Annotated in this window: 27 protein-coding genes; 16 read left to right on the forward strand and 11 right to left on the reverse strand. The window is 54.6% G+C overall.

What is annotated here, in order from left to right; all coding sequences use genetic code 11:
• Positions 1-55 precede the first annotated feature (55 nt).
• The 3 genes from clpP to bolA all read right to left on the reverse strand — a co-directional run bounded on the left by clpP (position 56) and on the right by bolA (position 2,971).
• On the reverse strand, positions 56-679 hold the full coding sequence (gene clpP, locus ACSPHG_RS18365; RefSeq protein ID WP_167612148.1) for an ATP-dependent Clp endopeptidase proteolytic subunit ClpP: 624 nt from the start codon (positions 677-679) through the stop codon (positions 56-58).
• A 317-nt stretch (positions 680-996) separates the two neighbouring features.
• A complete protein-coding gene (gene tig / locus ACSPHG_RS18370; RefSeq protein WP_435954912.1) occupies positions 997-2,295 on the reverse strand; it encodes a trigger factor in 1,299 nt (432 codons plus the stop codon).
• A gap of 358 nt (positions 2,296-2,653) precedes the next feature.
• Positions 2,654-2,971, reverse strand: coding sequence for a transcriptional regulator BolA (bolA, locus tag ACSPHG_RS18375; RefSeq protein WP_435954913.1), 318 nt, complete (start codon positions 2,969-2,971; stop codon positions 2,654-2,656).
• A 303-nt stretch (positions 2,972-3,274) separates the two neighbouring features.
• Between bolA and ACSPHG_RS18380 the strand changes: the two genes are divergently transcribed.
• From ACSPHG_RS18380 to ACSPHG_RS18415, 8 genes are all read left to right on the forward strand, one after another.
• On the forward strand, positions 3,275-3,853 hold the full coding sequence (locus ACSPHG_RS18380; protein WP_435954914.1) for a lipoprotein: 579 nt from the start codon (positions 3,275-3,277) through the stop codon (positions 3,851-3,853).
• Between the two features lie 51 nt (positions 3,854-3,904).
• A complete protein-coding gene (gene ampG, locus ACSPHG_RS18385) occupies positions 3,905-5,380 on the forward strand; it encodes a muropeptide MFS transporter AmpG (protein ID WP_435954915.1) in 1,476 nt (491 codons plus the stop codon).
• Positions 5,381-5,857: 477 nt separating this feature from the next.
• Positions 5,858-6,805, forward strand: coding sequence for a cytochrome o ubiquinol oxidase subunit II (gene cyoA, locus ACSPHG_RS18390; RefSeq protein WP_435954916.1), 948 nt, complete (start codon positions 5,858-5,860; stop codon positions 6,803-6,805).
• A 17-nt stretch (positions 6,806-6,822) separates the two neighbouring features.
• On the forward strand, positions 6,823-8,814 hold the full coding sequence (gene cyoB, locus ACSPHG_RS18395; protein WP_435954917.1) for a cytochrome o ubiquinol oxidase subunit I: 1,992 nt from the start codon (positions 6,823-6,825) through the stop codon (positions 8,812-8,814).
• Positions 8,804-9,418, forward strand: coding sequence for a cytochrome o ubiquinol oxidase subunit III (locus tag ACSPHG_RS18400; RefSeq protein WP_435954918.1), 615 nt, complete (start codon positions 8,804-8,806; stop codon positions 9,416-9,418). The genes cyoB and ACSPHG_RS18400 overlap by 11 nt, the downstream gene beginning before the upstream one ends.
• Positions 9,418-9,747 carry a cytochrome o ubiquinol oxidase subunit IV gene (locus ACSPHG_RS18405; RefSeq protein WP_435954919.1) on the forward strand — a complete coding sequence of 110 codons (330 nt, stop codon included), beginning with the start codon at positions 9,418-9,420 and terminating at the stop codon, positions 9,745-9,747. Before ACSPHG_RS18400 ends, ACSPHG_RS18405 begins: the two co-directional genes overlap by 1 nt.
• Before the next feature lie 11 nt (positions 9,748-9,758).
• Positions 9,759-10,646: a heme o synthase gene (gene cyoE / locus ACSPHG_RS18410; protein WP_435954920.1), complete on the forward strand. Its 888-nt coding sequence runs from the start codon at positions 9,759-9,761 to the stop codon at positions 10,644-10,646.
• 147 nt (positions 10,647-10,793) lie between these two features.
• On the forward strand, positions 10,794-12,161 hold the full coding sequence (locus tag ACSPHG_RS18415; RefSeq protein WP_435954921.1) for an MFS transporter: 1,368 nt from the start codon (positions 10,794-10,796) through the stop codon (positions 12,159-12,161).
• Between the two features lie 80 nt (positions 12,162-12,241).
• Here ACSPHG_RS18415 and ACSPHG_RS18420 read toward each other — a convergent pair whose 3' ends face one another.
• Positions 12,242-12,733, reverse strand: coding sequence for a YajQ family cyclic di-GMP-binding protein (locus ACSPHG_RS18420; protein ID WP_034457969.1), 492 nt, complete (start codon positions 12,731-12,733; stop codon positions 12,242-12,244).
• Positions 12,734-12,871: 138 nt separating this feature from the next.
• On the opposite strand from ACSPHG_RS18420, the gene panE reads away from it, so the two are divergent.
• A complete protein-coding gene (panE, locus tag ACSPHG_RS18425; protein WP_435954922.1) occupies positions 12,872-13,786 on the forward strand; it encodes a 2-dehydropantoate 2-reductase in 915 nt (304 codons plus the stop codon).
• On the forward strand, positions 13,746-14,342 hold the full coding sequence (gene yajL, locus ACSPHG_RS18430) for a protein deglycase YajL (protein ID WP_435954923.1): 597 nt from the start codon (positions 13,746-13,748) through the stop codon (positions 14,340-14,342). Before panE ends, yajL begins: the two co-directional genes overlap by 41 nt.
• An 84-nt stretch (positions 14,343-14,426) precedes the next feature.
• On the opposite strand, the gene thiI is transcribed toward yajL, so the two are convergent.
• Positions 14,427-15,875, reverse strand: a complete 1,449-nt coding sequence (gene thiI, locus ACSPHG_RS18435; RefSeq protein WP_435956059.1) for a tRNA uracil 4-sulfurtransferase ThiI — start codon at positions 15,873-15,875, stop codon at positions 14,427-14,429.
• 215 nt (positions 15,876-16,090) lie between these two features.
• On the opposite strand from thiI, the gene xseB reads away from it, so the two are divergent.
• The 4 genes from xseB to ACSPHG_RS18455 all read left to right on the forward strand — a co-directional run bounded on the left by xseB (position 16,091) and on the right by ACSPHG_RS18455 (position 20,197).
• Positions 16,091-16,333 carry an exodeoxyribonuclease VII small subunit gene (gene xseB / locus ACSPHG_RS18440; RefSeq protein WP_435954924.1) on the forward strand — a complete coding sequence of 81 codons (243 nt, stop codon included), beginning with the start codon at positions 16,091-16,093 and terminating at the stop codon, positions 16,331-16,333.
• A gap of 2 nt (positions 16,334-16,335) precedes the next feature.
• Positions 16,336-17,235: a (2E,6E)-farnesyl diphosphate synthase gene (ispA, locus tag ACSPHG_RS18445; protein WP_435954925.1), complete on the forward strand. Its 900-nt coding sequence runs from the start codon at positions 16,336-16,338 to the stop codon at positions 17,233-17,235.
• Between the two features lie 70 nt (positions 17,236-17,305).
• The gene (dxs, locus tag ACSPHG_RS18450; RefSeq protein ID WP_435954926.1) at positions 17,306-19,168 is read left to right on the forward strand and encodes a 1-deoxy-D-xylulose-5-phosphate synthase; all 1,863 of its coding nucleotides are present in this window, start codon (positions 17,306-17,308) and stop codon (positions 19,166-19,168) included.
• Between the two features lie 54 nt (positions 19,169-19,222).
• The gene (locus tag ACSPHG_RS18455; protein ID WP_435954927.1) at positions 19,223-20,197 is read left to right on the forward strand and encodes an aldo/keto reductase; all 975 of its coding nucleotides are present in this window, start codon (positions 19,223-19,225) and stop codon (positions 20,195-20,197) included.
• Positions 20,198-20,226: 29 nt separating this feature from the next.
• Here the strand turns inward: ACSPHG_RS18455 and pgpA are convergent, their stop codons facing one another.
• The 6 genes from pgpA to nrdR form a co-directional block, all read right to left on the reverse strand.
• A complete protein-coding gene (gene pgpA / locus ACSPHG_RS18460; protein ID WP_435954928.1) occupies positions 20,227-20,742 on the reverse strand; it encodes a phosphatidylglycerophosphatase A in 516 nt (171 codons plus the stop codon).
• Positions 20,720-21,697 carry a thiamine-phosphate kinase gene (thiL, locus tag ACSPHG_RS18465; RefSeq protein ID WP_435954929.1) on the reverse strand — a complete coding sequence of 326 codons (978 nt, stop codon included), beginning with the start codon at positions 21,695-21,697 and terminating at the stop codon, positions 20,720-20,722. The genes pgpA and thiL overlap by 23 nt, the downstream gene beginning before the upstream one ends.
• A 114-nt stretch (positions 21,698-21,811) precedes the next feature.
• On the reverse strand, positions 21,812-22,231 hold the full coding sequence (gene nusB / locus ACSPHG_RS18470) for a transcription antitermination factor NusB (RefSeq protein ID WP_167612083.1): 420 nt from the start codon (positions 22,229-22,231) through the stop codon (positions 21,812-21,814).
• 21 nt (positions 22,232-22,252) lie between these two features.
• Entirely contained in the window at positions 22,253-22,723 is a 471-nt protein-coding gene (gene ribH / locus ACSPHG_RS18475; protein WP_271122595.1) for a 6,7-dimethyl-8-ribityllumazine synthase, read from the reverse strand.
• Between the two features lie 85 nt (positions 22,724-22,808).
• Positions 22,809-23,918 (reverse strand): bifunctional diaminohydroxyphosphoribosylaminopyrimidine deaminase/5-amino-6-(5-phosphoribosylamino)uracil reductase RibD, encoded by a 1,110-nt coding sequence (gene ribD / locus ACSPHG_RS18480; protein WP_435954930.1) that lies wholly within the window; start codon positions 23,916-23,918, stop codon positions 22,809-22,811.
• Between the two features lie 5 nt (positions 23,919-23,923).
• A complete protein-coding gene (gene nrdR, locus ACSPHG_RS18485; protein ID WP_064516598.1) occupies positions 23,924-24,373 on the reverse strand; it encodes a transcriptional regulator NrdR in 450 nt (149 codons plus the stop codon).
• A gap of 152 nt (positions 24,374-24,525) precedes the next feature.
• Between nrdR and ACSPHG_RS18490 the strand changes: the two genes are divergently transcribed.
• The gene (locus ACSPHG_RS18490) at positions 24,526-25,062 is read left to right on the forward strand and encodes a SadB/YajI family lipoprotein (protein WP_435954931.1); all 537 of its coding nucleotides are present in this window, start codon (positions 24,526-24,528) and stop codon (positions 25,060-25,062) included.
• A 403-nt stretch (positions 25,063-25,465) separates the two neighbouring features.
• Complete coding sequence (locus ACSPHG_RS18495) at positions 25,466-26,350, forward strand: nucleoside-specific channel-forming protein Tsx (RefSeq protein ID WP_435954932.1); 885 nt, start codon at positions 25,466-25,468, stop codon at positions 26,348-26,350.
• Positions 26,351-26,484: the final 134 nt, after the last annotated feature.

Here is a 26,484-nt window from a genome sequence, read left to right on the forward strand (position 1 = left end):
TGCGTGAAGTTGAGCCACTACTTTACTATAGCCTATGGCCCACTGTTTTCGGGCATTAGTTACGGTGCGTCAGGATCGAGTCAACTAAGCCATACTCTACCGCTTCACTGGCAGCGAGGAAACGGTCACGCTCGGTGTCTCTTTCTATTTCTTCAAGAGATTTACCCGTATGTTGCGCCATAAGTTCGTTCATGCGCGCTTTCACCTTCAGGATTTCACGGGCGTGGATTTCGATGTCCGTTGCCTGACCCTGGTAGCCGCCCAGCGGTTGGTGAATCATTACGCGCGAGTTCGGCAGGCAGAAACGCTTGCCCTTCGCACCAGCAGTCAGCAGGAAAGCACCCATTGAACAGGCCTGACCCATACAGATGGTGCTGACGTCCGGTTTAATAAATTGCATAGTGTCGTAAATAGACATACCCGCCGTAATTACGCCACCCGGTGAGTTAATGTAGAGATAGATGTCTTTTTCCGGGTTTTCCGCTTCCAGAAACAGCATCTGCGCCACAATCAGGTTAGCCATATGATCTTCGACCTGTCCGGTCATGAAGATGACACGTTCCTTGAGCAGACGGGAATAAATATCGTATGAACGCTCACCACGCGATGTCTGTTCAACAACCATCGGCACCAGGGCCATATGGGGTGCTAATTGATCTCGTTCGCCACTGTATGACATTTCCGTCTCCTGGAGTAATTAAGCCTTCTAACCTACTGTACTGATTCTACTTGAGACGCGAAAAGAAGACTACGCTCCTTGCGCCCGTTACCTGTAATGGACGGATTATCAGTCAGGGTCGTATTGTGGAGCCATGCCCTACTTTATGGGGATGGCTTCGCCCTGTTTCAAGCATAACAACCTTTTCTTGTTACGCTAACCCTGAAACTTCGTTTTATTCAACGTTCAGACTCGGCCTGGGCGATAAAAAAAGCCCGCCACCTGTGGGTGACGGGCTTGATGCAGCGAAATTTTGGCGGTGATGCCAAAAATAATGCTTACGCCTGCTGGTTCATCAGTTCGCTGAAGGAAGTCGCTTTTTCAGAAACTTTCGCTTTCGCCAGAACTGCTTCTACAGCCTGTTCTTCCAGAGCAACATTACGCATGTTGTCCATCAGTTCTTTGTTCTTGCTGTAGAACTCGATAACTTCTTTCGGATCTTCGTAGGCAGAAGCCATTTCTTCGATCAGACCGTTAACGCGTGCTTCGTCAGCTTTCAGCTCGTGGGTACGAATCACTTCGCCCAGCAGCAGACCAACGACAACGCGGCGTTTAGCTTGTTCTTCGAACAGCTCACGCGGCAGTTCCAGAGCCTGCTGCTCGTTGCCACCGAAACGCTGTGCAGCCTGGCGACGCAGAACGTCGATTTCGCCGTCGATAAGCGCAGCTGGCACGTCGATGTTGTTGGCGTTAACCAGACCGTCGATTGCCTGAGACTTGATGCGGTTACGCACCGCGCCTTTCAGCTCGCGATCCATGTTTTTACGCACTTCGGTACGCAGACCAGCAACGGAACCATCTTCAACGCCGAAACGTTTGATGAATTCTTCTGTGAATTCTGGCAGTTCACGCTCTTCAACTTTCTTCAGAACGATGTCGAACTTAGCCGCTTTACCTTTCAGGTTTTCAGCGTGGTAATCTTCCGGGAAGGTCACTTCGATAGTGAACTCTTCGCCAGCTTTGTGACCCACAACGCCGTCTTCGAAGCCTGGGATCATACGACCCTGGCCCATTGCCAGTACGAAGTCAGATGCTTTACCGCCTTCGAATACTTCGCCGTCAACGGAACCGGTGAAGTCGATGGTTACGCGGTCTTCAGCGGTAGCTGCTGCGTCAGTTTCTTTCCAGGTTGCCTGCTGCTTACGCAGGGTGTCCAACATGGTGTCAACGTCTTCATCAGTCACTTCTACAACGGGTTTTTCAACTTCGATTGCTTCCAGACCCTGCAGTTCTACTTCTGGGTACACTTCAAACTCTACGGAGTAGGTGAAGTCTTCGCCCATTTTGTATTCGCCTGGGATGTAGTTAGGCGCGCCTGCTGGATTGATTTTTTCTTTGATGATCGCATCAATGAAGTTGCGGCTCATCAGTTCGCCCAGCACGTCCTGGCGAACAGAAGCGCCATAACGTTGAGCGACAACAGTCATCGGTACTTTGCCCTTGCGGAAGCCGTCAATACGGACTTTTTTTGCCACGTTGACCAGCTCGCTTTTTACAGCGGTTTCGATGCTGTCTGCAGCGATAGTAATCGTGAGACGGCGGCCAAGGCCCTGAGTGGTTTCAACTGAAACTTGCATCTTGTTACCTCAAAAAATCACAGTGCTCGGTCAACTCTGGAAGCCCTCTATATTGCTTCACAGAACCGGGATGCCTTCTGTATCAGAATCACAATCCCTGTCGTCAGAATCGTCCCGAAGACATTCCGAAAAATAAGACGCAGCATTATAGCGGCATCACTTAGGTGAGTCGAGAACGGCGACGTAACGTCGCTGCGGCCTTTTTCACAATTTGTTGGAATATTTTGCCTCAACCCTGCAAAAGTGCCGGGTATCTGAGACAAAACAAAACGGCCCGCAGGCCGTTTCGAGAAATACAGTAAACAGAGAGCAACATAAAGGAAAAGTTCCCTCGGTTGCAAACCCGGAAAGGTTATTTTCAGGCGATGGAGCCAGCCCCACGGCATGGCGGTGATGCAAAAATGGTGTCCTGCAGCCCTTCCCACTCTTTAATGGTGTAGGTATGCAGAGCCAGAGCGTGAACGGTGCTGGCCAATTCTTCACTGAGCGTGCCATAAATCATGCGATGGCGATTAAGAAAACGTTCTCCTACAAAGCGATCGCTGACTAACACAACCTTGAAATGGCTTTCTGAACCAGCCGGGACATTGTGACGATAGCTTTCATCCACGACTTCCAGGAACACGGGTTCGAACGCAGCCCTTAGTTTTGTTTCTATTTGCTCGCGTATCATCATGAACTTTCTCCTCAACTACGCAGAGATGCCACTCATCCCTTTAAATGTTAGCCGCTTTTAACCGTTTTAATAACGTAATTCCAACAATTATTTAGCTTTCGTTCGATTTCCTACGCCAGGCCTCTGTAGCCTAACGTGTTAGGGCACTATTGACGGCTAAAAAGGTCTGATAGCTTTGTTGATGCTTAATAAAAGCGCAACGCGATGAAATTCCGTGCGTTAAGCCCTTCCACTGGGCAACCGCAGTGTTATGATGGCGTGTTTTTTTCTGCCCGCCCTTTTGAGTACATTGAGATAGCGAACATGTTAAAAAAATTATTCTTCCCGCTGGTCGCCATTTTTATGCTGGCCAGCTGTGCAACACCACCAACCACCATTGAAGTGTCACCAACCATCAACCTGCCACAGCAGGATCCAAGCCTGATGGGCGTGACGGTCAGCATCAACGGCGCGGATCAACGCACCGATCAGGCGCTGGCTAAAGTCACCCGTGATAACCAGCTGGTTACCCTGACCCCGTCCCGCGACCTGCGTTTCCTGCTGCAAGAAGTGCTGGAAAAACAGATGACCGCACGCGGCTATATGATCGGCCCAAGCAGCCCGGTTGCTTTGCAGATCGTGGTGAACAAGCTGTATGCAGACGTGTCACAGGGTAACGTGCGCTACAACATCGCCACCAAAGCGGATATCTCTATTATTGCCACCGCGCAGAACGGCAATAAGATGACCAAAAACTACCGCTCCAGCTACAACGTGGAAGGTGCGTTCCAGGCTACCAACAAGAATATCGCCAACGCGGTTAACTCCGTGCTGACCGATACCATTGCCGATATGGCCCAGGACACCAGCGTTCACGAATTTATTAAGTCGAACGCCCGTTAATTTATCCTCATAAGCCCGCTCCATGCGGGCTTTTGTATGCCCGAGCTAAGCATGTCCAATCAGTATTTACGCATCTTCCAGCAGCCGAAATCAGCCATTTTACTGATCCTTGGTTTTGCCTCAGGACTTCCCCTCGCGCTCACCTCCGGCACCTTGCAGGCCTGGATGACGGTCGAAAATATCGATCTGAAAACCATCGGCTTCTTCTCGCTGGTTGGTCAGGCGTACGTGTTTAAGTTCCTTTGGTCGCCGGTGATGGACAGGTACACGCCGCCGCTGCTCGGCCGTCGCCGTGGCTGGCTGCTGATTACGCAAATTCTGCTGCTGATTGCCATTGCCGCGATGGGCTTTCTTGAGCCGGGCAGCCAGCTTCGCTGGATGGCCGCGCTGGCGGTTATTATCGCCTTCTGCTCCGCCTCGCAGGACATCGTTTTCGACGCCTGGAAAACTGACGTGCTTTCTGCCGAAGAACGCGGAGCCGGTGCGGCAATCAGCGTGCTCGGCTATCGCCTGGGGATGCTGGTTTCAGGCGGCCTCGCGCTCTGGCTGGCGGACCGCTATCTTGGCTGGCAGGGAATGTACTGGCTGATGGCGGCGCTGCTGCTGCCCTGTATCGTTGCAACGATTCTTGCCCCAGAACCCACTGATGCCATTCCCGTCCCGCGCAGTCTTGAGCAGGCCGTCGTCGCCCCGCTCAAGGACTTTTTTGGCCGTAACAACGCCTGGCTGATCCTGCTGCTTATCGTCATGTACAAGCTTGGCGACGCGTTCGCCATGAGCCTGACCACCACCTTCCTGATTCGCGGCGTGGGTTTTGATGCGGGCGAAGTGGGCGTAGTGAATAAAACCCTTGGCCTGTTCGCCACCATTCTTGGCGCGCTGTACGGTGGCGTACTGATGCAACGTCTGACCCTGTTCCGCGCGCTGCTGATTTTCGGCATTTTGCAGGGCATTTCAAACGCCGGTTACTGGCTGCTGTCCATTACCGACAAGCACATTTTCAGCATGGCCGCCGCCGTATTCTTTGAAAACCTGTGCGGCGGGATGGGCACCGCGGCGTTCGTCGCGCTGCTGATGACGCTGTGCAACAAATCGTTTTCCGCCACGCAGTTTGCGCTGCTTTCCGCGCTTTCCGCCGTTGGCCGCGTGTACGTTGGGCCGATTGCGGGCTGGTTTGTGGAAGCGCACGGCTGGCCAACATTTTATTTGTTCTCGGTCTTTGCGGCGGTGCCGGGCATTTTGCTGCTGCTGTTATGCAAATCTACCCTCGAATACACCCAGAAAACCGAAAGCTTTATGCCGCGCAGCGAGTTCGCTCCGGCCTATCGTTTTGCGCTACGTGCGCTAACCTTAGGCTGCTGTCTGCTCGCCGTATGGCTGGTTATCCTGATTACCAACTCGACGGGCCTGACAGACTGGGCGTTCAGCATCCAATTTTTGGAATGGGGCGCGCTGTTTGCCATCGGTGGTGTCGTTCTAGGCGCGCTGTTGGACTATCTGGCGCTGCGCAAAACGGCGCTGATCTAAGGCGTGGGAACAGGTTACCGCGCCTTATTTATTTAGCACCGTTATTATTGCGGCCAAATAAACGACAACACATTCGAACCGTGAATTATTAATTCACACTTAACTCTGTTTTTTAAAATTATTAGCAGGGTGGTAATCGCACGTTTTCACTTTAACGATTCAGCCCGGTACGAAATTAATTTGATAATTTTTCGTTTCTCAATTGATACCAATTTGTTAATTCATGGTTCATTAAAGGATTGGTTATACCAATTGACCCTGCATATTTCTGCTAAAATAGGTTTTTGTTATAAATCGCTGGAGAAGGCGTCGGATGCGCGATTTTACAAATTTGTTGCATTTCGTGTGACATTGACGGCAGAAGCCAGTAACACCCCACTGACACTATGCCATTCATGTTTACAGTAATGTAACCTTCCCGTAAAATGCCGGCACACTTTAAACGACAATAGAGCTCCCTGGAATTGAGGTCGTTAAATGAGACTCAGGAAATACAATAAAAGTTTGGGATGGTTGTCATTAATCGCAGGTACTTTTTTACTTAGTGGCTGTGATTCTGCACTGCTTGACCCCAAAGGACAGATTGGACTGGAACAACGTTCACTGATACTGACAGCTCTCGGGCTGATGTTGATTGTCGTTATCCCAGCTATCGCGATGGCTATCGGTTTTGCCTGGAAGTATCGGGCATCAAACAAAGACGCCAAATACAGCCCCAACTGGTCACACTCCAACAAAGTTGAAGCTGTAGTCTGGACGATTCCCATCCTCATCATCATTTTCCTCGCGGTTCTGACCTGGAAAACCACTCACGCCCTTGAGCCTAGCCGTCCGCTGGTTCACGAAGCGAAGCCGGTGACCATTGAAGTTATCGCTATGGACTGGAAATGGTTCTTCATCTATCCGGAGCAGGGTATCGCCACGGTTAATGAAATCGCCTTCCCGGCCAACACCCCGGTGGAATTCAAAATCACCTCTAACTCGGTGATGAACTCCTTCTTTATTCCGCGCCTGGGTAGCCAAATCTACGCAATGGCAGGTATGCAGACCAAACTGCACCTGATTGCCGACGAAGCGGGCACCTACGACGGTATTTCGTCTAACTACAGCGGTAAAGGTTTCTCCGGCATGAAGTTCAAGGCAATCGCCACGCCGGACATGGACACCTTTAACCAATGGGTAGCCAAAGCCAAGCAGTCTCCGGAAGTCATGAACGATATGGCGACCTACGAGAAGCTGGCCGCACCAAGCGAATACAACAAAGTCGAATACTTCTCCGCTGTTAAACCTGATTTGTTCAAAGCCGTTATCGACAAATTCATGGGGCACGGGAAGAGCATGGACATGACCCAGCCAGAAGGTGAGCACGCAGCACACGAAGGTATGGAAGGCATGGACATGAGTCACGCGGAAACCTCTCACTAAGGGGCCGAGGAATAAAAATGTTCGGAAAACTTACACTGGATGCAGTCCCATACCATGAACCCATTATCATGGTTACGGTGGCGGCAATTATCGTCGGGGGACTGGCGCTAGTTGCAGCTATCACTTACTTCGGTAAGTGGGAATATTTATGGAAAGAGTGGCTCACCTCGGTTGACCACAAACGTCTTGGCGTGATGTACGTCATCGTCGCTATCGTCATGCTGCTGCGCGGCTTTGCCGACGCCATCATGATGCGTAGCCAACAGGTGCTGGCCTCGGCTGGCGAAGCGGGCTTCCTGCCACCTCATCACTACGATCAGATCTTTACCGCCCACGGCGTAATCATGATCTTCTTCGTGGCGATGCCATTTGTTATCGGCCTGATGAACCTCGTCGTGCCGTTGCAGATTGGTGCGCGTGACGTTGCCTTCCCGTTCCTGAACAACCTGAGCTTCTGGTTCACCGTTGTAGGCGTGGTGCTGGTTAACCTTTCTCTTGGGGTGGGCGAATTTGCTCAGACCGGTTGGGTTGCCTATCCGCCGCTTTCGGGCATTGAGTACAGTCCGGGGGTCGGCGTCGACTACTGGATCTGGGCACTTCAGCTCTCAGGGATTGGTACGACGCTGACGGGTATTAACTTCTTCGTTACTATCCTGAACATGCGTACCCCTGGCATGACGATGTTCAAAATGCCGGTGTTTACCTGGGCTTCGCTGTGTACCAACGTTCTGATTATCGCTGCGTTCCCAATCTTCACCGTGACCGTCGCGCTGTTAACCCTTGACCGCTACCTTGGCACCCATTTCTTTACCAACGATATGGGTGGCAACATGATGATGTACATCAACCTCATCTGGGCATGGGGCCACCCGGAAGTTTATATCCTGGTGCTGCCGGTGTTTGGTGTGTTCTCAGAAGTGGTTGCGACGTTCTCTAAAAAGCGCCTGTTCGGTTACACCTCTCTGGTGTGGGCGACTATCGCTATTACCGTACTGTCGTTCATCGTTTGGCTGCACCACTTCTTCACCATGGGTAGCGGCGCGAACGTAAACGCCTTCTTCGGTATCGCCACGATGATTATCGCCATCCCAACAGGGGTGAAGATCTTCAACTGGCTGTTCACCATGTATCAGGGCCGTATCGTCTTCAACTCCGCGATGCTGTGGACCATTGGCTTCGTTGTCACCTTCTCTATTGGTGGCATGACCGGTGTTCTGTTAGCCGTACCGGGTGCTGACTTCGTACTGCACAATAGCCTGTTCCTGATTGCCCACTTCCATAACGTTATTATCGGTGGTGTGGTATTCGGTTGCTTCGCAGGCCTGACCTACTGGTGGCCGAAAGCCTTTGGCTTTACCCTGAACGAAACCTGGGGCAAACGCGCCTTCTGGTTCTGGATCATCGGCTTCTTCGTGGCGTTTATGCCGCTGTACGTGCTGGGCTTCATGGGTATGACCCGTCGCCTGAGCCAGCAGATCGATCCACAGTTCCACACCCTGCTGGTTGTTGCAGCCTGCGGTGCGGCGCTGATTGCTCTGGGTATCCTCTGCCAGCTGATTCAGTTCTACGTCTCTATTCGTGACCGTGAGCAGAACCGCGATCTGACCGGTGACCCATGGGGTGGCCGTACGCTGGAGTGGGCAACTTCTTCTCCACCGCCGTTCTACAACTTTGCTCATCTGCCAGAAGTTCACGAACGTGATGCTTTCTGGGAAATGAAAGAGAAAGGCGAAGCGTATAAGCAGCCAACTCATTACGAAGAAATCCACATGCCGCGTAACAGCGCTGCGGGCATCATCATTGCCGCATTCGCTACGGTATTTGGCTTCGCAATGATCTGGCACATCTGGTGGATGGCGATTATCGGCTTTGCCGGCATGATCGTGACCTGGATTGCGAAAAGCTTCGACGAAGATGTGGATTACTACGTTCCGGTTGCGGAAGTCGAAAAACTGGAAAACCAGCATTTCGATGAAATTACCAAAGCAGGGCTGAAAAATGTCAACTGAAACTCTGACACAGACACACGCCCACGCCGCTGAGCATGGGCACCACGATGCGGGAACCAATAAGGTCTTTGGTTTCTGGATCTACCTGATGAGCGACTGCATTCTTTTCTGTTGCTTGTTTGCTACCTATGCCGTTCTGGTGAACGGCACTGCCGGCGGTCCGGCAGGGAAAGACATTTTCGAACTGCCGTTTGTGCTGGTCGAAACTGCCCTGCTGCTGTTCAGCTCCATCACTTACGGCATGGCGATCATCGCCATGAACAAAGGCAACAAAAGCCAGGTTATCTCCTGGCTGGCGCTGACCTTCCTGTTCGGTGCGGGCTTCGTCGGGATGGAAATCTATGAATTCCATCATCTGATCGCTGAAGGCTTCGGGCCGGATCGCAGCGGCTTCCTGTCAGGGTTCTTTGCTCTGGTAGGCACCCACGGTCTGCACGTGACTTCCGGTCTGGTGTGGATGGCGTTCATGATGATTCACGTGGCGCGTCGCGGTTTGACTAACACCAACCGCGCTCGCCTGATGTGCCTGAGCCTGTTCTGGCACTTCCTGGACGTAGTTTGGATCTGCGTATTCTCGGTCGTTTATCTGATGGGGGCGATGTAATGAGTCATTCAACTGAACACAGCGGCGCCCACCACGGTAGCGTTAAAACCTATATGACCGGTTTTATCCTGTCTATCATCCTGACGGCTATCCCGTTCTGGATGGTCATGTCAGGTACCGCCTCCCACGCCACTATTCTGGGCGTGGTGCTGGTTACCGCAGTCGTACAGATTCTGGTGCACCTCGTGTGCTTCCTGCATCTGAACACCTCGTCGAGTGAGCGTTGGAACCTGGTGGCCTTCGCCTTTACGGTGCTGATTATTGCCATTCTGGTGGTCGGCTCGATCTGGATTATGTGGAACCTCAACCAGAACATGATGGTTCACTAAGAGCGACGTGTATGATTAAGCAATACCTGCAAGTAACAAAACCAGGAATTATTTTCGGTAATTTAATTTCTGTCATTGGGGGATTTTTACTGGCCTCGAAGGGCAGTATTGATTATCCCCTGTTTCTCTACACCCTGGTGGGGGTGTCGCTGGTGGTGGCATCAGGTTGTGTTTACAACAACTTCATCGACCGCGATATCGACCGCAAGATGGAGAGAACCAGGAATCGGGTGCTGGTTAAAGGCCTGATCTCGCCGAAATCCTCGCTGGTATACGCCACCTTGTTGGGTATTGCTGGTTTCATGCTGCTGTGGTTTGGCGCGAATCCGTTAGCCATGTGGCTTGGCGTGATGGGCTTTGTGGTTTATGTCGGCATCTACAGCCTGTACATGAAGCGCAAATCCGTTTACGGCACGCTGATTGGCAGCCTGTCCGGCGCGGCTCCTCCGGTTATCGGCTACTGCGCCGTCACCAACGAGTTCGACGCCGGTGCCCTGATCCTGCTGGCTATCTTTAGCCTGTGGCAGATGCCGCACTCCTATGCGATTGCCATCTTCCGCTTTAAAGATTACCAGGCCGCCAACATTCCGGTGTTGCCGGTGGTTAAAGGGATTTCGGTCGCAAAAAACCATATCACCGTGTACATCATCGCCTTCGCCGTTGCCACGCTGATGCTGTCCCTGGGCGGCTACGCTGGCTACAAATACCTGATTGTCGCCGCCGCCGTAAGCGTGTGGTGGCTGGGTATGGCGCTGAAGGGCTACAAGGTGGAAGACGATAAGGTCTGGGCGCGCAAGCTGTTCGTCTTTTCTATCGTCGCCATCACCTCGCTTTCCGTGATGATGTCCGTCGATTTCATGGTGCCAGATTCACACAATCTGCTGACCTACGTCTGGTAGGTTGATAAAGGCATAAAAGGGCGCGTTCGCGCCCTTTTTTATTAGTATCATCAATAATTCCGCGCTGTAATATTTATTAAATAACCAGACGTTTACCCTCCCCTCCCTACGCACTACACTATGTCCGGTTTTTCATCTGAGGTGGTAATGAACGATTACAAAATGACGCCCGTCGAGCTACGTGCGACGTGGGGTTTAGGCACGGTGTTTTCACTGCGCATGCTCGGCATGTTTATGGTGCTGCCGGTTCTTACCACTTACGGAATGGCGCTACAGGGCGCAAGCGAAGCGCTGATTGGCCTGGCAATTGGCATCTATGGCCTGGCGCAGGCGATTTTTCAGATCCCCTTTGGCCTCGTTTCTGACCGCATTGGCCGCAAGCCGCTTATCATCGGCGGATTACTCATTTTCGTACTCGGCAGCGTCATTGCAGCGCTCTCGACTTCCATCTATGGCGTTATCCTTGGCCGCGCGCTACAGGGTTCCGGGGCAATTGCCGCCGCCGTAATGGCATTACTTTCCGACTTAACCCGCGAACAAAACCGCACCAAAGCAATGGCGTTTATCGGCGTCAGCTTTGGCGTAACCTTCGCCATCGCCATGGTGCTCGGCCCGATCGTCACCCATTCACTCGGCCTGAACGCGCTGTTCTGGATGATTGCGGTTCTGGCCGCCTCCGGCATTTTGATTACCCTTTGGGTGGTGCCGAACACCGATAACCACGTGCTTAACCGCGAATCCGGCATGGTAAAAGGCTGCTTCCGCAAGGTTATCGTCGAGCCAAAACTGCTGAAGCTGAACTTTGGCATTATGTGTCTGCACATCATGCTGATGTCCACCTTCGTTGCCCTGCCGGGCCAGCTTGAACAGGCGGGATTCCCCGCCGCGCAGCACTGGAAAATCTATCTTTGCACCATGCTGATAGCCTTTGCCTCCGTTGTGCCTTTCATTATCTATGCCGAAGTGAAGCGCCGCATGAAGCGGGTATTTGTCGGCTGCGTGGCGCTGCTGCTGATTGCCGAAATCGTGCTGTGGGGCTCAGGCCCGCACTTCTGGGAGCTGGTCATCGGCGTGCAGCTGTTCTTCCTCGCCTTTAACCTGATGGAAGCTATCCTGCCGTCGCTTATCAGCAAAGAGTCCCCCGCGGGCTACAAAGGCACGGCGATGGGGATTTATTCCACCAGCCAGTTTATCGGCGTGGCCATCGGCGGCTCGCTGGGCGGCTGGCTCGACGGGATGTTTGATTCACAAACGGTATTTTTAGCGGGCGCGCTGCTGGCGATGGTCTGGCTGCTGGTGAGTTCCACCATGAAAGAGCCGCCGTACGTGACCAGCCTGCGCATTGAACTACCTGAAAATGCAGCAAACGATGCGCAGCTTAAGGCGAGACTGCTCGCGGCTCCGGGCGTGAGCGACGCGAATATCATCGCGCAGGAGCGCAGCGCCTACGTGAAGATCGACAGTAAGTTAACGAACAGATTTGAAGTAGAGCAGTTGGTGAAAGGAAAGCTGTAAAAGGCGGATGGCGCTGGGCTAACCCGCCCTACATTTGATACCTGGGGTGGATAAGCGTTGAGCGCCATCCACCCGCATGATCAGTCGCGGAAGTTCTTGAACTGGAACGGCTGTCCCAAATCACCGCCACGAACCAGCGCCATTGCGGCCTGCAGATCGTCACGAGATTTCCCCGTTACGCGCAGCTCTTCGCCCTGGATTTGCACCTGAACCTTCGCCTTGCTGTCTTTAATCAGCTTAACGATTTTCTTGGCGATGGCGGATTCGATGCCCTGCTTGAGCTTCGCTTCCACGCTCCAGGTTTTACCGCTGTGCACGAACTCTTCCGGCACGTCGATGGAAGCGCCTTCGATACCGCGCTTGAGCAGCTTGGCACGAAGAATATCCAGCAGTTGGTTAACCTGGAAATCGGATTCGCTGGCAACTTTAATAGACTGATTTTTCTCATTCAGCTCAAAAGTGGCCGGCACGTTGCGGAAGTCGAAACGAGTTGCAACCTCACGTTCCGCGTTTTCAATCGCGTTACGGACTTCCTGGATATCAATTTCAGACACGATGTCAAAAGATGGCATGTTTTCTTCTCCCTCTCTTTTTTGTTGCGTTGCATAATACCCGCTGGGCCGCGCAAAACAACCCGTTAAAGCACGAGAGAGCCCTATATAATATAGATTAAGCAAAACATCTGCGCAGTTTGCAGGTGGGGAGGCAAAATGAAAATCACCGTATTGGGTTGCGGTGCGCTAGGCCAACTGTGGCTGGCATCACTTTATAAGCAGGGACATGAAGTCCAGGGCTGGCTACGGGTGCCGCAGCCTTTCTGCCATGTCAATCTGGTGGAAACGAACGGCAGCGTCTTTAACGAATCCCTCACCGCTAACGATCCTGAGTTTCTTGCCAGCAGCGATATGCTGCTGGTTACGCTGAAGGCCTGGCAGGTTTCCGTGGCGGTTAAAACGCTGGCCGCGTCGCTGCCCGCCTCAAGCCCGATACTCCTGCTGCATAACGGCATGGGGACGCTGGAAGAACTTACCTCGCTTCACCAGCCGTTGCTTCTGGGCGTGACAACTCACGCCGCAAAGCGCGACGGTAACGTCATCGTACACGTGGCAAATGGCACCACCCACATAGGGCCGGGTAACGCGGCGGGTAGCGATTTCAGCGGGCTGGCGGATATCCTGCACCACGCCCTGCCGGACGTCGCCTGGCACGACAATATTATTCCGGCGAGCTGGAAAAAACTCGCGGTTAACTGCGTGGTCAATCCGCTGACCGCCCTTTATAACTGCCCAAACGGCGAGCTGAAGCACCATCACGACGAAGTGGTCAGCATTTGCAACGAGGTGGCGCTGGTGATGGAGCGCGACGGGCACCACACCTCGTCAGAAAGCCTTCTCTACTACGTAGACCAGGTTATCGACAGCACGGCGGCGAACATTTCGTCGATGCTGCAGGACGTGCGCGTACAGCGCCACACTGAAATAGACTATATCACCGGGTATTTACTACAGCGCGCGCGGGCCCACGGCCTTGCGGTGCCGTTCAATAGCCGCCTGTATGAGCTGATTAAGCGTAAGGAGAATGAATATGAGCGCTCAAGCTCTGGTCTGTCTGGCTCCTGGGACTGAGGAGATGGAAGCCGTTACCACCATTGATTTGTTGGTACGCGGCGGCATCAGGGTCACTACGGCAAGCGTCGCAAGCAGCGGCGAGCTTACGGTGACCTGTTCGCGGGGCGTAAAACTGGTTGCCGACGCGCCGCTGGTTGAAGTCGCCGACGGGGATTTCGATATAATCGTCCTGCCCGGCGGCTTAAAGGGCGCGGAATGCTTCCGCGACAGCCCGCTGCTGGTGGAAACCGTACGTCAGTTTCATCTGTCCGGGCGCATCGTTGCCACCATCTGCGCCGCGGCGGGCACGGTGCTGGTGCCGCACGAACTCTTCCCGATCGGCAATATGACCGGCTACCCGGGCTTAAAAGACAGCATTCCGGAAGATCAGTGGCAGGATAAGCGCGTCGTCTGGGATCCGCGGGTGAATTTACTTACCAGTCAGGGGCCGGGCACGGCGATAGATTTTGGCCTGAAAATTATCGATCTGCTGGTCGGGCGCGAGAAAGCGCACGAGGTGTCGCAGCAGCTGGTAATGGCGGCGGGGATTTATAGCTACAGGGATTATCAGTAGAGATAGCGTCGGGTAGCGGCTTGCGCCTTACCCGACCTACGGCATTTCGTAGGGTGGATAACTTGCGCCATCCACCTTCCGACTTTAAGCGCGGTAAACCTTCACGTTATTAAAGCCCTGCTCGCGCAGATACAGCGCCTGCAGGCGGCTCATCACACCACGCTCGCACCACAGCAGGTAGGTTTTGCTCTGATCGAGATCGCCAAACTTAGTGCTCAGCTTGTAGAACGGCAGCGAGGCAACCGTCACGCCTTCTGGCTTGAACGGCTTCTCATCCTGCTCGTCGATAGAGCGGATATCCAGCAGCACGTCGTTCGGGCCAAATTCGCCTACCGTTTCGACTTCAGTAACCACTTCTTTAGTCTGGGTCGCGATATCGCGGATATCGATGTTGGTCGCTTCTTCGATAACCTTATCGAGGATAGAGAAATCGAAGTTAGCTTCTTCCGCCTCAATCTTCGCCTTCACCGCCTTCACGGTTGGGCTTTTTGAGATCACGCCGCAGTATTCCGGCATGGTACGGGCGAAGTCAGCGGTGCCGATTTCGCGTGCCAGATCGATAATGTGCTCTTTGTCGTGGGAGATCAGCGGGCGCAGAATCAGGGTATCGGAAACATTATCGATAAGGCGCAGGTTGGTCAGCGTCTGGCTGGAAACCTGGCCCAGCGCTTCACCCGTAACCAGCGCCTGCACGCCGTAACGCTCGGCCACGCGGGACGCCGCGCGAACAAACATACGTTTGAGCACCACGCCCATCTGGCCGTCTTCGACTTTCTCGAGGATTTCGCCAACCACCGGCTCGAAGTTAATCGCCACAAAGCGCACGCGGTGGGAGCTGCCGAAGCGGCTCCACAGGTAATGCGCCACCTGCTTCACGCCGATTTCGTGAGCCGCGCCGCCGAGGTTAAAGAAGCAGTAATGCACGCGGCAGCCGCGGCGCATCAGCATATAGCTGGAAACGCCGGAGTCGAAGCCGCCGGAAATCAGCGACAGCACGTCTTCCTGGGTGCCGATTGGGAAACCACCGATACCTTCATAGCGGCCTTTAACCAGCAGCAGGCGATCGTTTTCGATCTCCAGATTTACCGTTACTTCCGGGTGGGTCAGCTTCACGCGCGCGGACTCGATATGCTGGTTTAAACCGCCGCCAACATAGCGTTCCACTTCAATAGAGCTAAACTCATGCTTACCGCGACGCTTAACGCGCACGCAGAAAGTTTTGCCTTCCAGCCGATCGCGATAGAGTTCCAGCGCCTGTTCGAAAATGTTGTGCAGGTCGGTATAGGGCACATCTTCGACTTCAAGAATATGGTGGATGCCCGGAATACGGGTTAAGGCTTCGCGGATAGCGATACGCTTGCCTTCATCTTTGGCGCGAACTTCGATATTGTCCCAGTGGCGAACGACCGCCAGGTCTTCATCGTAGTGTTTTAAAACGTTACGAATGTTCCCGGTGAGCATCTTAATAAAGCGTATGCGCACAGATTGGCTCTTGATGGTGATTTCCGGGAACAATTTAATGATAAACTTCATGGCGCTCATGATTTGTTGGTGAGCCATGCATGAGATGAATCATGCGGGCTGGAAGACTTAAAGATTTGCAGAAGCGTGCGCCCCTACATCCGAGGCGCGAAAGTATATCACTAACGCCTGCTAACCGACATGCCCATGCTTGCTTACTTGCTTATACGATTGAGTCCGCTACCATGGCGGCGTCGCACAATCATTTATTAGAGTCAGACATTCATATGCCGAAAAAAACCGAAGTCCCCGCCAGCTTTGAAACCGCGCTTGTGGAACTTGAGCAGATTGTCACTCGTCTGGAAGGCGGCGAGCTGCCTTTAGAAGACGCGTTAAATGAGTTTGAACGCGGGGTGCAGCTGGCCCGCCAGGGTCAGGTAAAGCTGCAGCAGGCCGAACAGCGCGTGCAGATCCTGCTTAGCGATAACGAAGACGCACCGCTCAAGTCATTCACGCCGGACGCCGAGTAAAAATGGATTTAAATCACGAACTTCAGGCCCATGCTGAGCGGGCCAACGACGCTCTGCTGCGCTTCTTAACGCCGCTACCGTTTCAGAACAGTCCACTGGTTCAGGCGATGCATTACGGCGCATTATTGGGCGGTAAACGCCTGCGTCCGTTCCTGGTTTACGCGACCGGGAAAATGTTCGCCGTGAACGACGTTGCGCTGGACGCGCCTGCTGCGGCAGTTGAATGTATCCACGCCTACTCGCTGATCCACGACGATCTTCCCGCCATGGACGATGACGATTTACGCCGCGGGCAGCCGACCTGTCACGTCAAATACGGCGAAGCGACGGCGATTCTTGCCGGTGACGCCCTGCAAACGCTGGCGTTCTCTATACTGAGTGATGCGCCAATGCCCGGCGTGGCAATAACCGACCGCCTGGCGATGGTAAAAGAACTCGCTACCTCAAGCGGCGTAGCGGGTATCTGTATTGGACAGGCTCTGGACCTCGATGGCGAAGATAAGCAGCTGGATCTTGCGGCGCTTGAGCAAATTCACCGCCATAAAACCGGCGTATTGATCCGTGCCGCCGTTCGCCTTGGCGCATTAAGCGCGGGTGAAGCAGGCCGCAAAGCGTTACCCCTGCTCGACCGCTACGCCGAAAGCATTGGTCTGGCCTATCAGGTGCAGGACGATATTCTCGATGTGATTGGCGATACTGCGACGCTCGGCAAACGTAAAGGTGTCGACGCCAGCCACGGTAAAAGCACCTACCCGGCGCTGCTCGGGCTGGAAAATGCCAAAACAAAAGCGTGGGATCTCTATCAGGAATCTCTCCAGGCGCTGGACGAACTTGCAAGCCAGTCGTTAGACACAACGACACTGAAAGCGTTAGCGAGCTATATCATCCAGCGCGATAAATAATATTAATTTAGCCTTCGCATCCGCGCTGCGTGCAGCCGAAGCCAGAAGGATAAAAATGAGTTTCTAATTGATGAGCTTTGATATTGCCAAATACCCGACCCTTGCACTGGTAGACTCCACCCAGGAGCTGCGCCTGCTGCCTAAAGAAAGCTTACCGAAGCTGTGCGACGAGCTGCGTCGTTACCTGCTCGACAGCGTGAGCCGCTCCAGCGGGCACTTTGCCTCCGGGCTTGGCACGGTTGAACTGACCGTGGCGCTGCACTATGTCTATAACACGCCGTTCGATCAGCTGGTCTGGGACGTTGGCCATCAGGCTTATCCGCATAAAATCCTGACCGGACGCCGCGATCGCATCGGCACCATCCGTCAGAAAGACGGCCTGCACCCGTTCCCGTGGCGTGCAGAAAGCGAATATGACGTGCTGAGCGTAGGCCACTCTTCTACCTCTATCAGCGCGGGTATCGGGATTGCCGTAGCGGCGGGTAAAGAAGGCAAAGATCGCCGCACGGTTTGCGTGATCGGCGACGGCGCAATTACCGCAGGCATGGCGTTTGAAGCGATGAACCACGCCGGGGATATTCGCCCCGATATGCTGGTGGTGCTTAACGACAATGAAATGTCGATCTCCGAAAACGTCGGCGCGCTCAACAACCATCTGGCGCAAATCCTTTCCGGCAAACTTTACTCGACCCTGCGCGAAGGCGGCAAAAAGGTCTTTTCCGGCGTGCCGCCGATCAAAGAGCTGCTTAAGCGTACCGAAGAACACATCAAAGGCATGGTCGTGCCGGGCACCTTGTTTGAAGAGCTGGGCTTCAACTATATCGGGCCGGTAGACGGCCACGACGTCGTTGGTCTGGTCAACACGCTGAAAAACATGCGCAGCCTGACCGGCCCACAGTTCCTGCACGTGATGACCAAAAAGGGCCGCGGCTACGCGCCCGCTGAAAAAGATCCGATCAGCTTCCACGCGGTGCCAAAATTCGATCCGAAGAGCGGAACGCTGCCGAAAAGCGCGGGCGGCCTGCCGAGCTACTCAAAAATCTTCGGCAACTGGCTGTGTGAAACCGCAGCCCACGACGAAAAACTGATGGCCGTGACGCCAGCCATGCGCGAAGGCTCCGGTATGGTGGAGTTCTCGCGCCAGTATCCGCAGCAGTATTTCGACGTAGCCATCGCCGAGCAGCACGCGGTGACCTTCGCCGCAGGCCTTGCGATCGGTGGCTACAAGCCGGTTGTCGCTATTTATTCGACCTTCCTGCAGCGCGCGTACGATCAGGTCATTCACGACGTGGCGATCCAAAAGCTACCGGTGCTGTTCGCCATTGACCGCGCGGGCATCGTCGGGGCCGACGGGCAAACCCACCAAGGCGCCTTCGACCTCTCCTTCCTGCGCTGCATACCGGACATGGTCATCATGACGCCAAGCGACGAGAACGAATGTCGCCTGATGCTCCATACGGGCTATCACTATAATGACGGCCCAAGCGCGGTGCGCTACCCGCGCGGCAACGGTACGGGTGCCGAAATGCAGCCGCTGGCATCGCTGCCGATTGGCAAAGGCGTGAAAAAGCGTGAAGGCGAGAAAATCGCGCTGCTGAACTTCGGCACCCTGCTGGAAGAAGCCACCGCGGTGGCCGAAGCGATGAACGCAACGCTTGTTGATATGCGCTTCGTGAAGCCGCTCGACGAGTCGCTGATTCTGGAGCTGGCCGCCAGCCACGATTCGCTGGTCACCATCGAAGAGAACGCCATAATGGGCGGCGCGGGCAGCGGAGTTAACGAAGTGCTGATGGCGCATCGCAAAGCCGTTCCCGTCCTCAACGTTGGGCTGCCCGATTTCTTTATTCCGCAGGGCACCCAGGAAGAGGCGCGCGAGGCGATTGGCCTTGATGCCGCAGGCATGGAAGCGAAGATCCGCGCCTGGCTTAACTAACCCCCTCCTCCACTCCTGCTATGCTTAAAGCATCTAAATAGCAGGAGTGGAACCATGCAATACAACACGTTAGGAAAAACAGACCTCAGGGTTTCCCGCCTTTGCCTGGGCTGTATGACCTTTGGCGAGCCAGACCGGGGCAAACACGCCTGGACGCTTCCCGAAGAGAGCAGCCGCCTCATCATCAAGCACGCCGTCGATAACGGCATTAATTTCTTTGATACCGCCAACAGCTATTCCGACGGTAGCAGCGAAGAGATTGTCGGGCGCGCGCTGAAAGACTTCACCCGCCGCGAAGACGTGGTTATCGCCACCAAGGTCTATCACCAGGTGGGCGACCTGCCGGAAGGCCTGTCGCGCGCGCAGATCCTGCGCTCCATCGATGACAGCCTGAAAAGGCTTGGCACCGACTATGTTGACCTGCTGCAAATCCACCGCTGGGACTACAACACGCCGATAGAAGAAACGCTGGAAGCGCTGAACGACGTGGTTAAAGCGGGGAAAGCGCGCTACATCGGCGCGTCGTCGATGCACAGCGAACAGTTTGCCGAGGCGCTGGCGTTACAGGATCGGCACGGCTGGGCGCGGTTTGCCACCATGCAGGATCACTACAATCTGATCTACCGCGAAGAAGAGCTGGGCATGCTGCCGCTCTGCTATCGCGAAGGCGTTGCCGTGATCCCGTGGAGCCCGCTGGCCCGCGGCAAGCTGACCCGCCCGTGGGGCGATACCACGGCGCGCTCGGTGTCCGACGAGTTCGGCAAAACGCTCTATGAGGGAAGCAGGGATAACGACGCGGTGATTGCCGAGCGGCTGGCGAACGTCGCCGCAGACAGAGGCGTATCGCGCGCTCAGGTTGCGCTGGCCTGGCTGCTAAGCAAGCCGGGCATTGCCGCGCCGATAATCGGCACCTCGCGCCAGGAGCAGCTGGATGACCTGCTGGGCGCGGTGGATTTAACGCTCAGGCCCGAAGAAATCGCCGAGCTGGAAACGCCCTACCAGCCGCACCAGGTTGTGGGATTCAAATAAGCAAAATGCCCTCGTTTGAGGGCGTTTTTTTAAATCAAACCTATTGGCCAGTGGTGGCCTACCAGGTAAATAATCCCCGCCGAAAACACCCCGGCGACGATATCATCCACCATGATCCCCATCCCGCCGTGAACGTTGCGGTCAAACCAGCGGATCGGCCACGGCTTCCAGATATCAAGGATGCGGAAAATCAGGAAGCCTGCGGCAACCCAGCGCCAGTCATTGATCGGCAGCGCCATCAGCGTAATCCACATGCCGATAAACTCGTCCCACACGATGCTGCCGTGGTCGTGAACGCCCATGTCGCGCGCGGTCTGATGGCACAGATAAACGCCGATACAGATGCCCAGCATCACCACCATGGAATAGAGCTGCCACGGCAGGAATGTCATGAGATACCAGAACGGGATCGCCACAAGCGAGCCTGCCGTTCCCGGCATGATTGGGCTTAGGCCGCTGCCGAAGCCGGTCGCCAGCAGATGCCACGGATTGAGCAGGTTAAGGCGGCTTTTTGCCACATCCTTAGAGCGAGGCAAAATGGTCATATCCTTTTAAATCAACGGTAACAGGCTTGCCGTTCTCGAAGAATTGCAGCCCTTCAGAAGCCGGGCCAACCTGCCCGATGCAGGTAAACGGCACGCCCAGATTGCCGATGGCGACGTCTAACGCGCCGCGATTGAGCTCCGGAACCGTGAAGCAAAGCTCGTAGTCTTCGCCGCCGGAAAGCGCCCATTTCAACGCCTGTTCAGGCGAGACGTTTTCACGCATCGCGTCGGAATAAGGCAGAGAATCCAGAGTGATGCGCGCCCCGCAGTCGCTGGCTTTCAGGATGTGTCCGAGATCGGAAACCAGGCCGTCGGAAAGATCGATAGCGCTGCTCGCCAGGTCTCGTAACGCCTGACCGTGCAGCACGCGCGGTTTTGGCCTCAGATGGCGCTTCACCAGATAGTCTGCCTGCTGCGCGTTCGCCACCTTCAGCCGATCCTGCAAAATCGCAAGGCCTGCGGCGCTATCGCCCGGCGTACCGGTGATATAAATCCAGTCGCCGGCGCGGGCACCGCTGCGCTTCAGCGCGCGTCCTGCCGGAACCAAACCGTGAATACCCAGCGTCATCGACAGCGGCCCACGCGTGGTATCGCCGCCAATCAGCTGCATATCGTAGTAATCAAGCTGTTCAAAGAGACTGTCGCTAAAGGCTTCAAGCCAAGACTCGTCGACTTCCGGGAGGGTGATGGCTAGCGTTAACCAGCTGGGATCGGCGCCCATGGCGGCCAAATCGCTTAAGTTAACAGCCAGTGCTTTGTAGCCCAGATCGCGCGGATCGATGTCCGGCAGGAAGTGAATACCCGAAACGAGCGTGTCGGTGCTTATCGCCAGCAGCTGTTTATCAGCTACCGTCAGCAGCGCGCAGTCGTCGCCAATACCGGTTTCAACATCTCGACGGGCGCTTCGTACGCGATCGAAATAACGGGCAATTAAGGAAAACTCACCGCATGCCATGCGTTATGCCTCTGAATATACCTATCATCCTTCAAGTTGAAGGGGTGTTGGCTGCAACTCGAATGCTAAAGGGTAAAAAATAAAGAACAGGCCGGGATTAACCGGCCAGAGAGATTACTTTCTGTGGGGACGGATCTGCGGAGCGGCTTTATCGAGTACACCGTTGACGAACTTGTGGCTATCTTCGGCACCGAAGGTTTTCGCCAGATCGATGGCTTCGTTAATCGCCACTTTGTACGGCACATCATCACGTTTTGACAGTTCAAACAGTGCGATACGCAGAACCGCTTTTTCTACCTGGCCCAGCTCTTCAAGCTGACGTGACAGGTAAGGCTTCATCAGCCCATCCAGATACGCGCTGTTAGTAGCCACCCCGCTCAGCAGTTCGCGGAAATAGTTAACGTCAACGTCTTTGACGTCTTGTTCCGCCAGGAACTGGTATTCGACATCGGCGATGTCGTTGCGAGATAACTGCCAGGAGTAAAGCGCCTGAACGGCACACTCACGGGCACGGCGACGAGCAGCAGGTTTCACAGATTTCCCCTTACAAAAAAATCAGGCCTTAATGGCCTTCAATACATTAATCATTTCAAGCGCGGTCAGTGCAGCTTCTGCACCTTTGTTACCAGCTTTTGTGCCAGCGCGTTCGATTGCTTGTTCAATACTTTCGGTGGTCAGCACGCCGAAGGCCACTGGAATCCCAGTTTCCTGCGCGACGTGAGCCAGGCCGTTGCTGGCACCGCCGGCAACGTATTCGAAGTGAGCAGTGCCACCGCGAATAACCGTACCCAGCGCAATAACCGCGTCGTAACGCTTGGTTTTTGCCAGCGCGTCGGCGGCAAGCGGCAGCTCATAAGCACCCGGAACCCAGACGACGGTAATGTTTTCATCTTTAACCTGGCCGATACGCTTCAGGGCGTCGATAGCACCTTCCAGCAGGCTGTCATTGATGAAGTTGTTAAAACGCGCGATGGTGATGGCGACGCGAGCGTCTGGAGTAGCAACGGCTGCTTCAATAATGTTCATAATCTTCCTTTACGGGTTCTGTTTAGCCCCGCAGGGGGGCGGATTTTATCATAATCTTTCGGCGACTGCTTACGTTTTACAGGGTCTAATAAAGCGGCGTCAAATGCAGGCACAGATCCGGCCCAACCTGCCGTACGGTGCTGAATGTAAACTCGGGCGCGTCGGCTAATTTATCAAGCCCCGGCAGGTTGCACAGGCCGCGCGCATCGTTGCCTAACAGCTTAGGGGCGACGTAGACGATAAGCTCATCGACCAGCCCCGCCTGGAGCAGCGCGCCGCCAAGCGTTGCGCCCGCTTCCACCCACACGGAGTTAACCTGGCGTTTGCCGAGCAGCATCATCATCACCACTAAATCCAGGTGACCGTTGTGCTCAGGCACGATGAACTGCTCCACGCCTTGCGGCCAGGTGTGTTCATCTGCGCGGCGGCGGGCAAGCCAGGTTTCCCCCGGCTGCGAGACAAGCTTATGCTGCGGCGTGACGCGGTTTTGGCTATCGATAATAATGCGCGTTGGCTGGCGTAGGTTCTCTTCGGCGTAGATTTCCCGCGTGGTGCTATCTAATTCATTCCAGCGAACCGTCAGCGAAGGATCGTCCGCCAGCACGGTTGCGCTGCTGCTGAGGATGGCGGCGCTTTGCGCCCGCAGACGCTGCACGTCGCGGCGGGATTCGGGAGAGGTAATCCACTGGCTTTCGCCGTTTGACAGTGCGGTGCGGCCATCAAGCGAGGCACCCAGCTTAAGCTGGATGTACGGGAAGCCGGTGCGCATGCGCTTGAGGAAGCCGCGATTCAGGGCTTCCGCCTCGTCCATCATCAGCCCGTGGCTTACGTCGATGCCCGCCTGCTGCAGGCGGTACAACCCACGCCCGGCAACCTGCGGATTCGGGTCCTGCATCGCCGCAACAACGCGCGTTACGCCTGCGGCGATTAAGGCATCGCAGCACGGCGGCGTGCGCCCGTGATGGCTGCAAGGCTCGAGCGTAACGTAGGCGGTTGCGCCACGCGCCTTTTCACCCGCCATACGCAGCGCGTGAACTTCCGCATGCGGTTCGCCCGCCCGGAAGTGATACCCCTCGCCCACGATCTCGCCATCTTTAGCAATCACGCACCCGACATTAGGATTTGGCATGGTGGTAAAGCGGCCGCGTTTGGCAAGCTGCATCGCGCGGGCCATGAATTTTTCGTCAAGCGACATCAGGGTCAGTCCTGTAAGCGGGCGATTTCTTCGCCAAATTCGCGGATATCTTCAAAGCTGCGGTAAACGGAGGCAAAGCGGATATAGGCCACTTTATCGAGCTTTTTAAGCTGTTCCATCACCAGATTGCCGATCATTTTGCTCGGCACTTCGCGCTCGCCGGTGCCGCGCAGCTGCGATTTGATGTGGTTGACCGCCATTTCTACGTCGTCAGAGCTTACCGGCCGTTTCTCCAGCGCTTTCAGAATACCGCTGCGCAGCTTGTCTTCATTGAAGGGTTCGCGAACGTCGTTGCTCTTCACCACGCGCGGCATCACAAGTTCGGCCACTTCAAAGGTCGTGAAGCGTTCGTGGCAAACCAGGCACTGCCGGCGGCGACGCACGGAAGATCCTTCGCCAACAAGACGGGAGTCGATCACTTTGGTGTCTACTGCGAAACAGAATGGGCAATGCATGGCGCGTCCTGTGGGATTATACAATTGGGCAACAGTTTACCGCGAAGTTACGGGAGTACAAAGGTAACGACTGGCGTAAGCGGTGAAATATGACTTTTTCTCCGCAAAGAGCTACGCTTAACAAAGGATTATCGTGTAAGGAATTACAAGCCATGACAAAGACTTACCTAAGATTTTTCCTGGTAGGCAGCCTGATGAGCCTCACCGCATGCGCCCAGCAAACCGAAGTGCGCCAGATGCGACACGAGGTGGGTTCTCTGAACCAGGAAATGATGAAGCTTAGCGACCAGACGGTGAAGCTCACCCAGCAGAACGCGCTGAACGCCAAATCCACTACCGGCGTTTATCTGCTGCCGGGCTCCAATACGCCAGCGCGCCTGAACAGCCAGATCGGCAATTTGCAGATGTCATTGAGCAACGTCGCAGCGGAGGCTAACGGCACGCGGGCCACGCTGACGATTAAAGGCGAGTCCAACGAGCCGCTCCCGGCGTTTACGGGGAAAGTGGAATGGGGCCAGATCCAGGGCACCACGGACAGCTTCCAGGAAGTCAACGTGCAAACACAGCAGATCGACGCTCCGGCCAGCATTCTGGCGCCGAGCGATGTCACCCTTCCTTTGCGCCTGTCGGGAATTACGCCAGACCAGCTCGGTTTTATACGGATTCACGATATTCAGCCTGTGCAGTAATAAACCGCATTAGCGCCGTCTGCCACAAAATGCCGGACGGCGCTGGCACTTATCCGACCCGCCCCAGCCAAAGCATGCTGTTACATATTCCCGCACCTTTCGCTAAGCAATTTATCATTTCCTTCTCTTATCGCACTTCGTGACACCCATCACATTTACTTGTAACGCCCGGACATCGATTTGCTTAATTTGATGAACCCGGTACAATCGCGCCGTTTTTAATGTGCGCAATCGTGAACGCAATCGATTACGTGTGTGATGATAATGTGAAATGAAACATATTTTTGTGAGCAGGGATTTCTATAATAGGCGCGCCAATTAAAAACCAGGTGAATGGTTGATGGCTTCGGGTGGCGACTCACCTCCTCCCCTCACGGGAATCATGTAAACAGTGGCAAATAATATGAAAAAAATTATTCTGGCGGCCGGCACCGTTCTGGCACTTTCAAGCTCTTTCTCCGCAAGCGCGGAAGACACTAAAAGCAGCGAATACCTTTCCGACTGGTGGCACCAGAGCGTAAACGTGGTGGGCAGCTACCACACCCGCTTCGGGCCGCAGATCCGCAACGACACCTATCTGGAATATGAAGCTTTCGCCAAAAAAGACTGGTTCGATTTTTACGGCTATATGGATGCGCCGGTTTTCTTCGGCGGTAACACCGACGCGAAGGGTATCTGGAACCACGGTTCGCCACTGTTTATGGAAATTGAGCCTCGCTTCTCTATTGATAAGCTGACCGGTGCCGACCTGAGCTTCGGCCCGTTCAAAGAATGGTACGTGGCTAACAACTATATCTACGACATGGGCCGCAACAAGTCCGGTCGTCAGAGCACCTGGTACATGGGTCTGGGTACCGACATCGACACCGGTCTGCCAATGAGCCTGTCGATGAACGTGTATGCCAAATACCAGTGGCAGAACTACGGTGCCGCAAACGAAAACGAATGGGACGGTTACCGCTTCAAGGTGAAATACTTCGTGCCGATTACCTCCCTGTGGGGCGGTAACCTGAGCTATATCGGCTTCACCAACTTCGACTGGGGTTCCGATCTTGGCAACGACGACTTCCGCGACCTGAACGGCCGTAAAGCACGTACCAATGATTCTATCGCCTCTAGCCACATCCTTGCGCTGAACTACGATCACTGGCACTACTCGGTGGTTGCCCGTTACTGGCACAACGGCGGTCAGTGGAACGACGACGCTAGCCTGAACTTCGGCAACGGCGACTTCAGCGTTCGCTCTACAGGCTGGGGTGGTTACCTGGTTGTGGGCTATAACTTCTAAGACCTGCTATGTCGGGTGACGCTGCGCTTACCCGACCTACGAGCCCTGAATTTGTAGGGTAGATAAGCGAATACGCCACCCGACATAACAGCTAAAGCCAGCTTAACCGCTGGCTTTTTTACATCTGTCGCATG

This window comes from Dryocola baronae (genome assembly GCF_051297175.1).
In the GTDB taxonomy this organism is placed as follows: Bacteria; Pseudomonadota; Gammaproteobacteria; order Enterobacterales; family Enterobacteriaceae; genus Dryocola.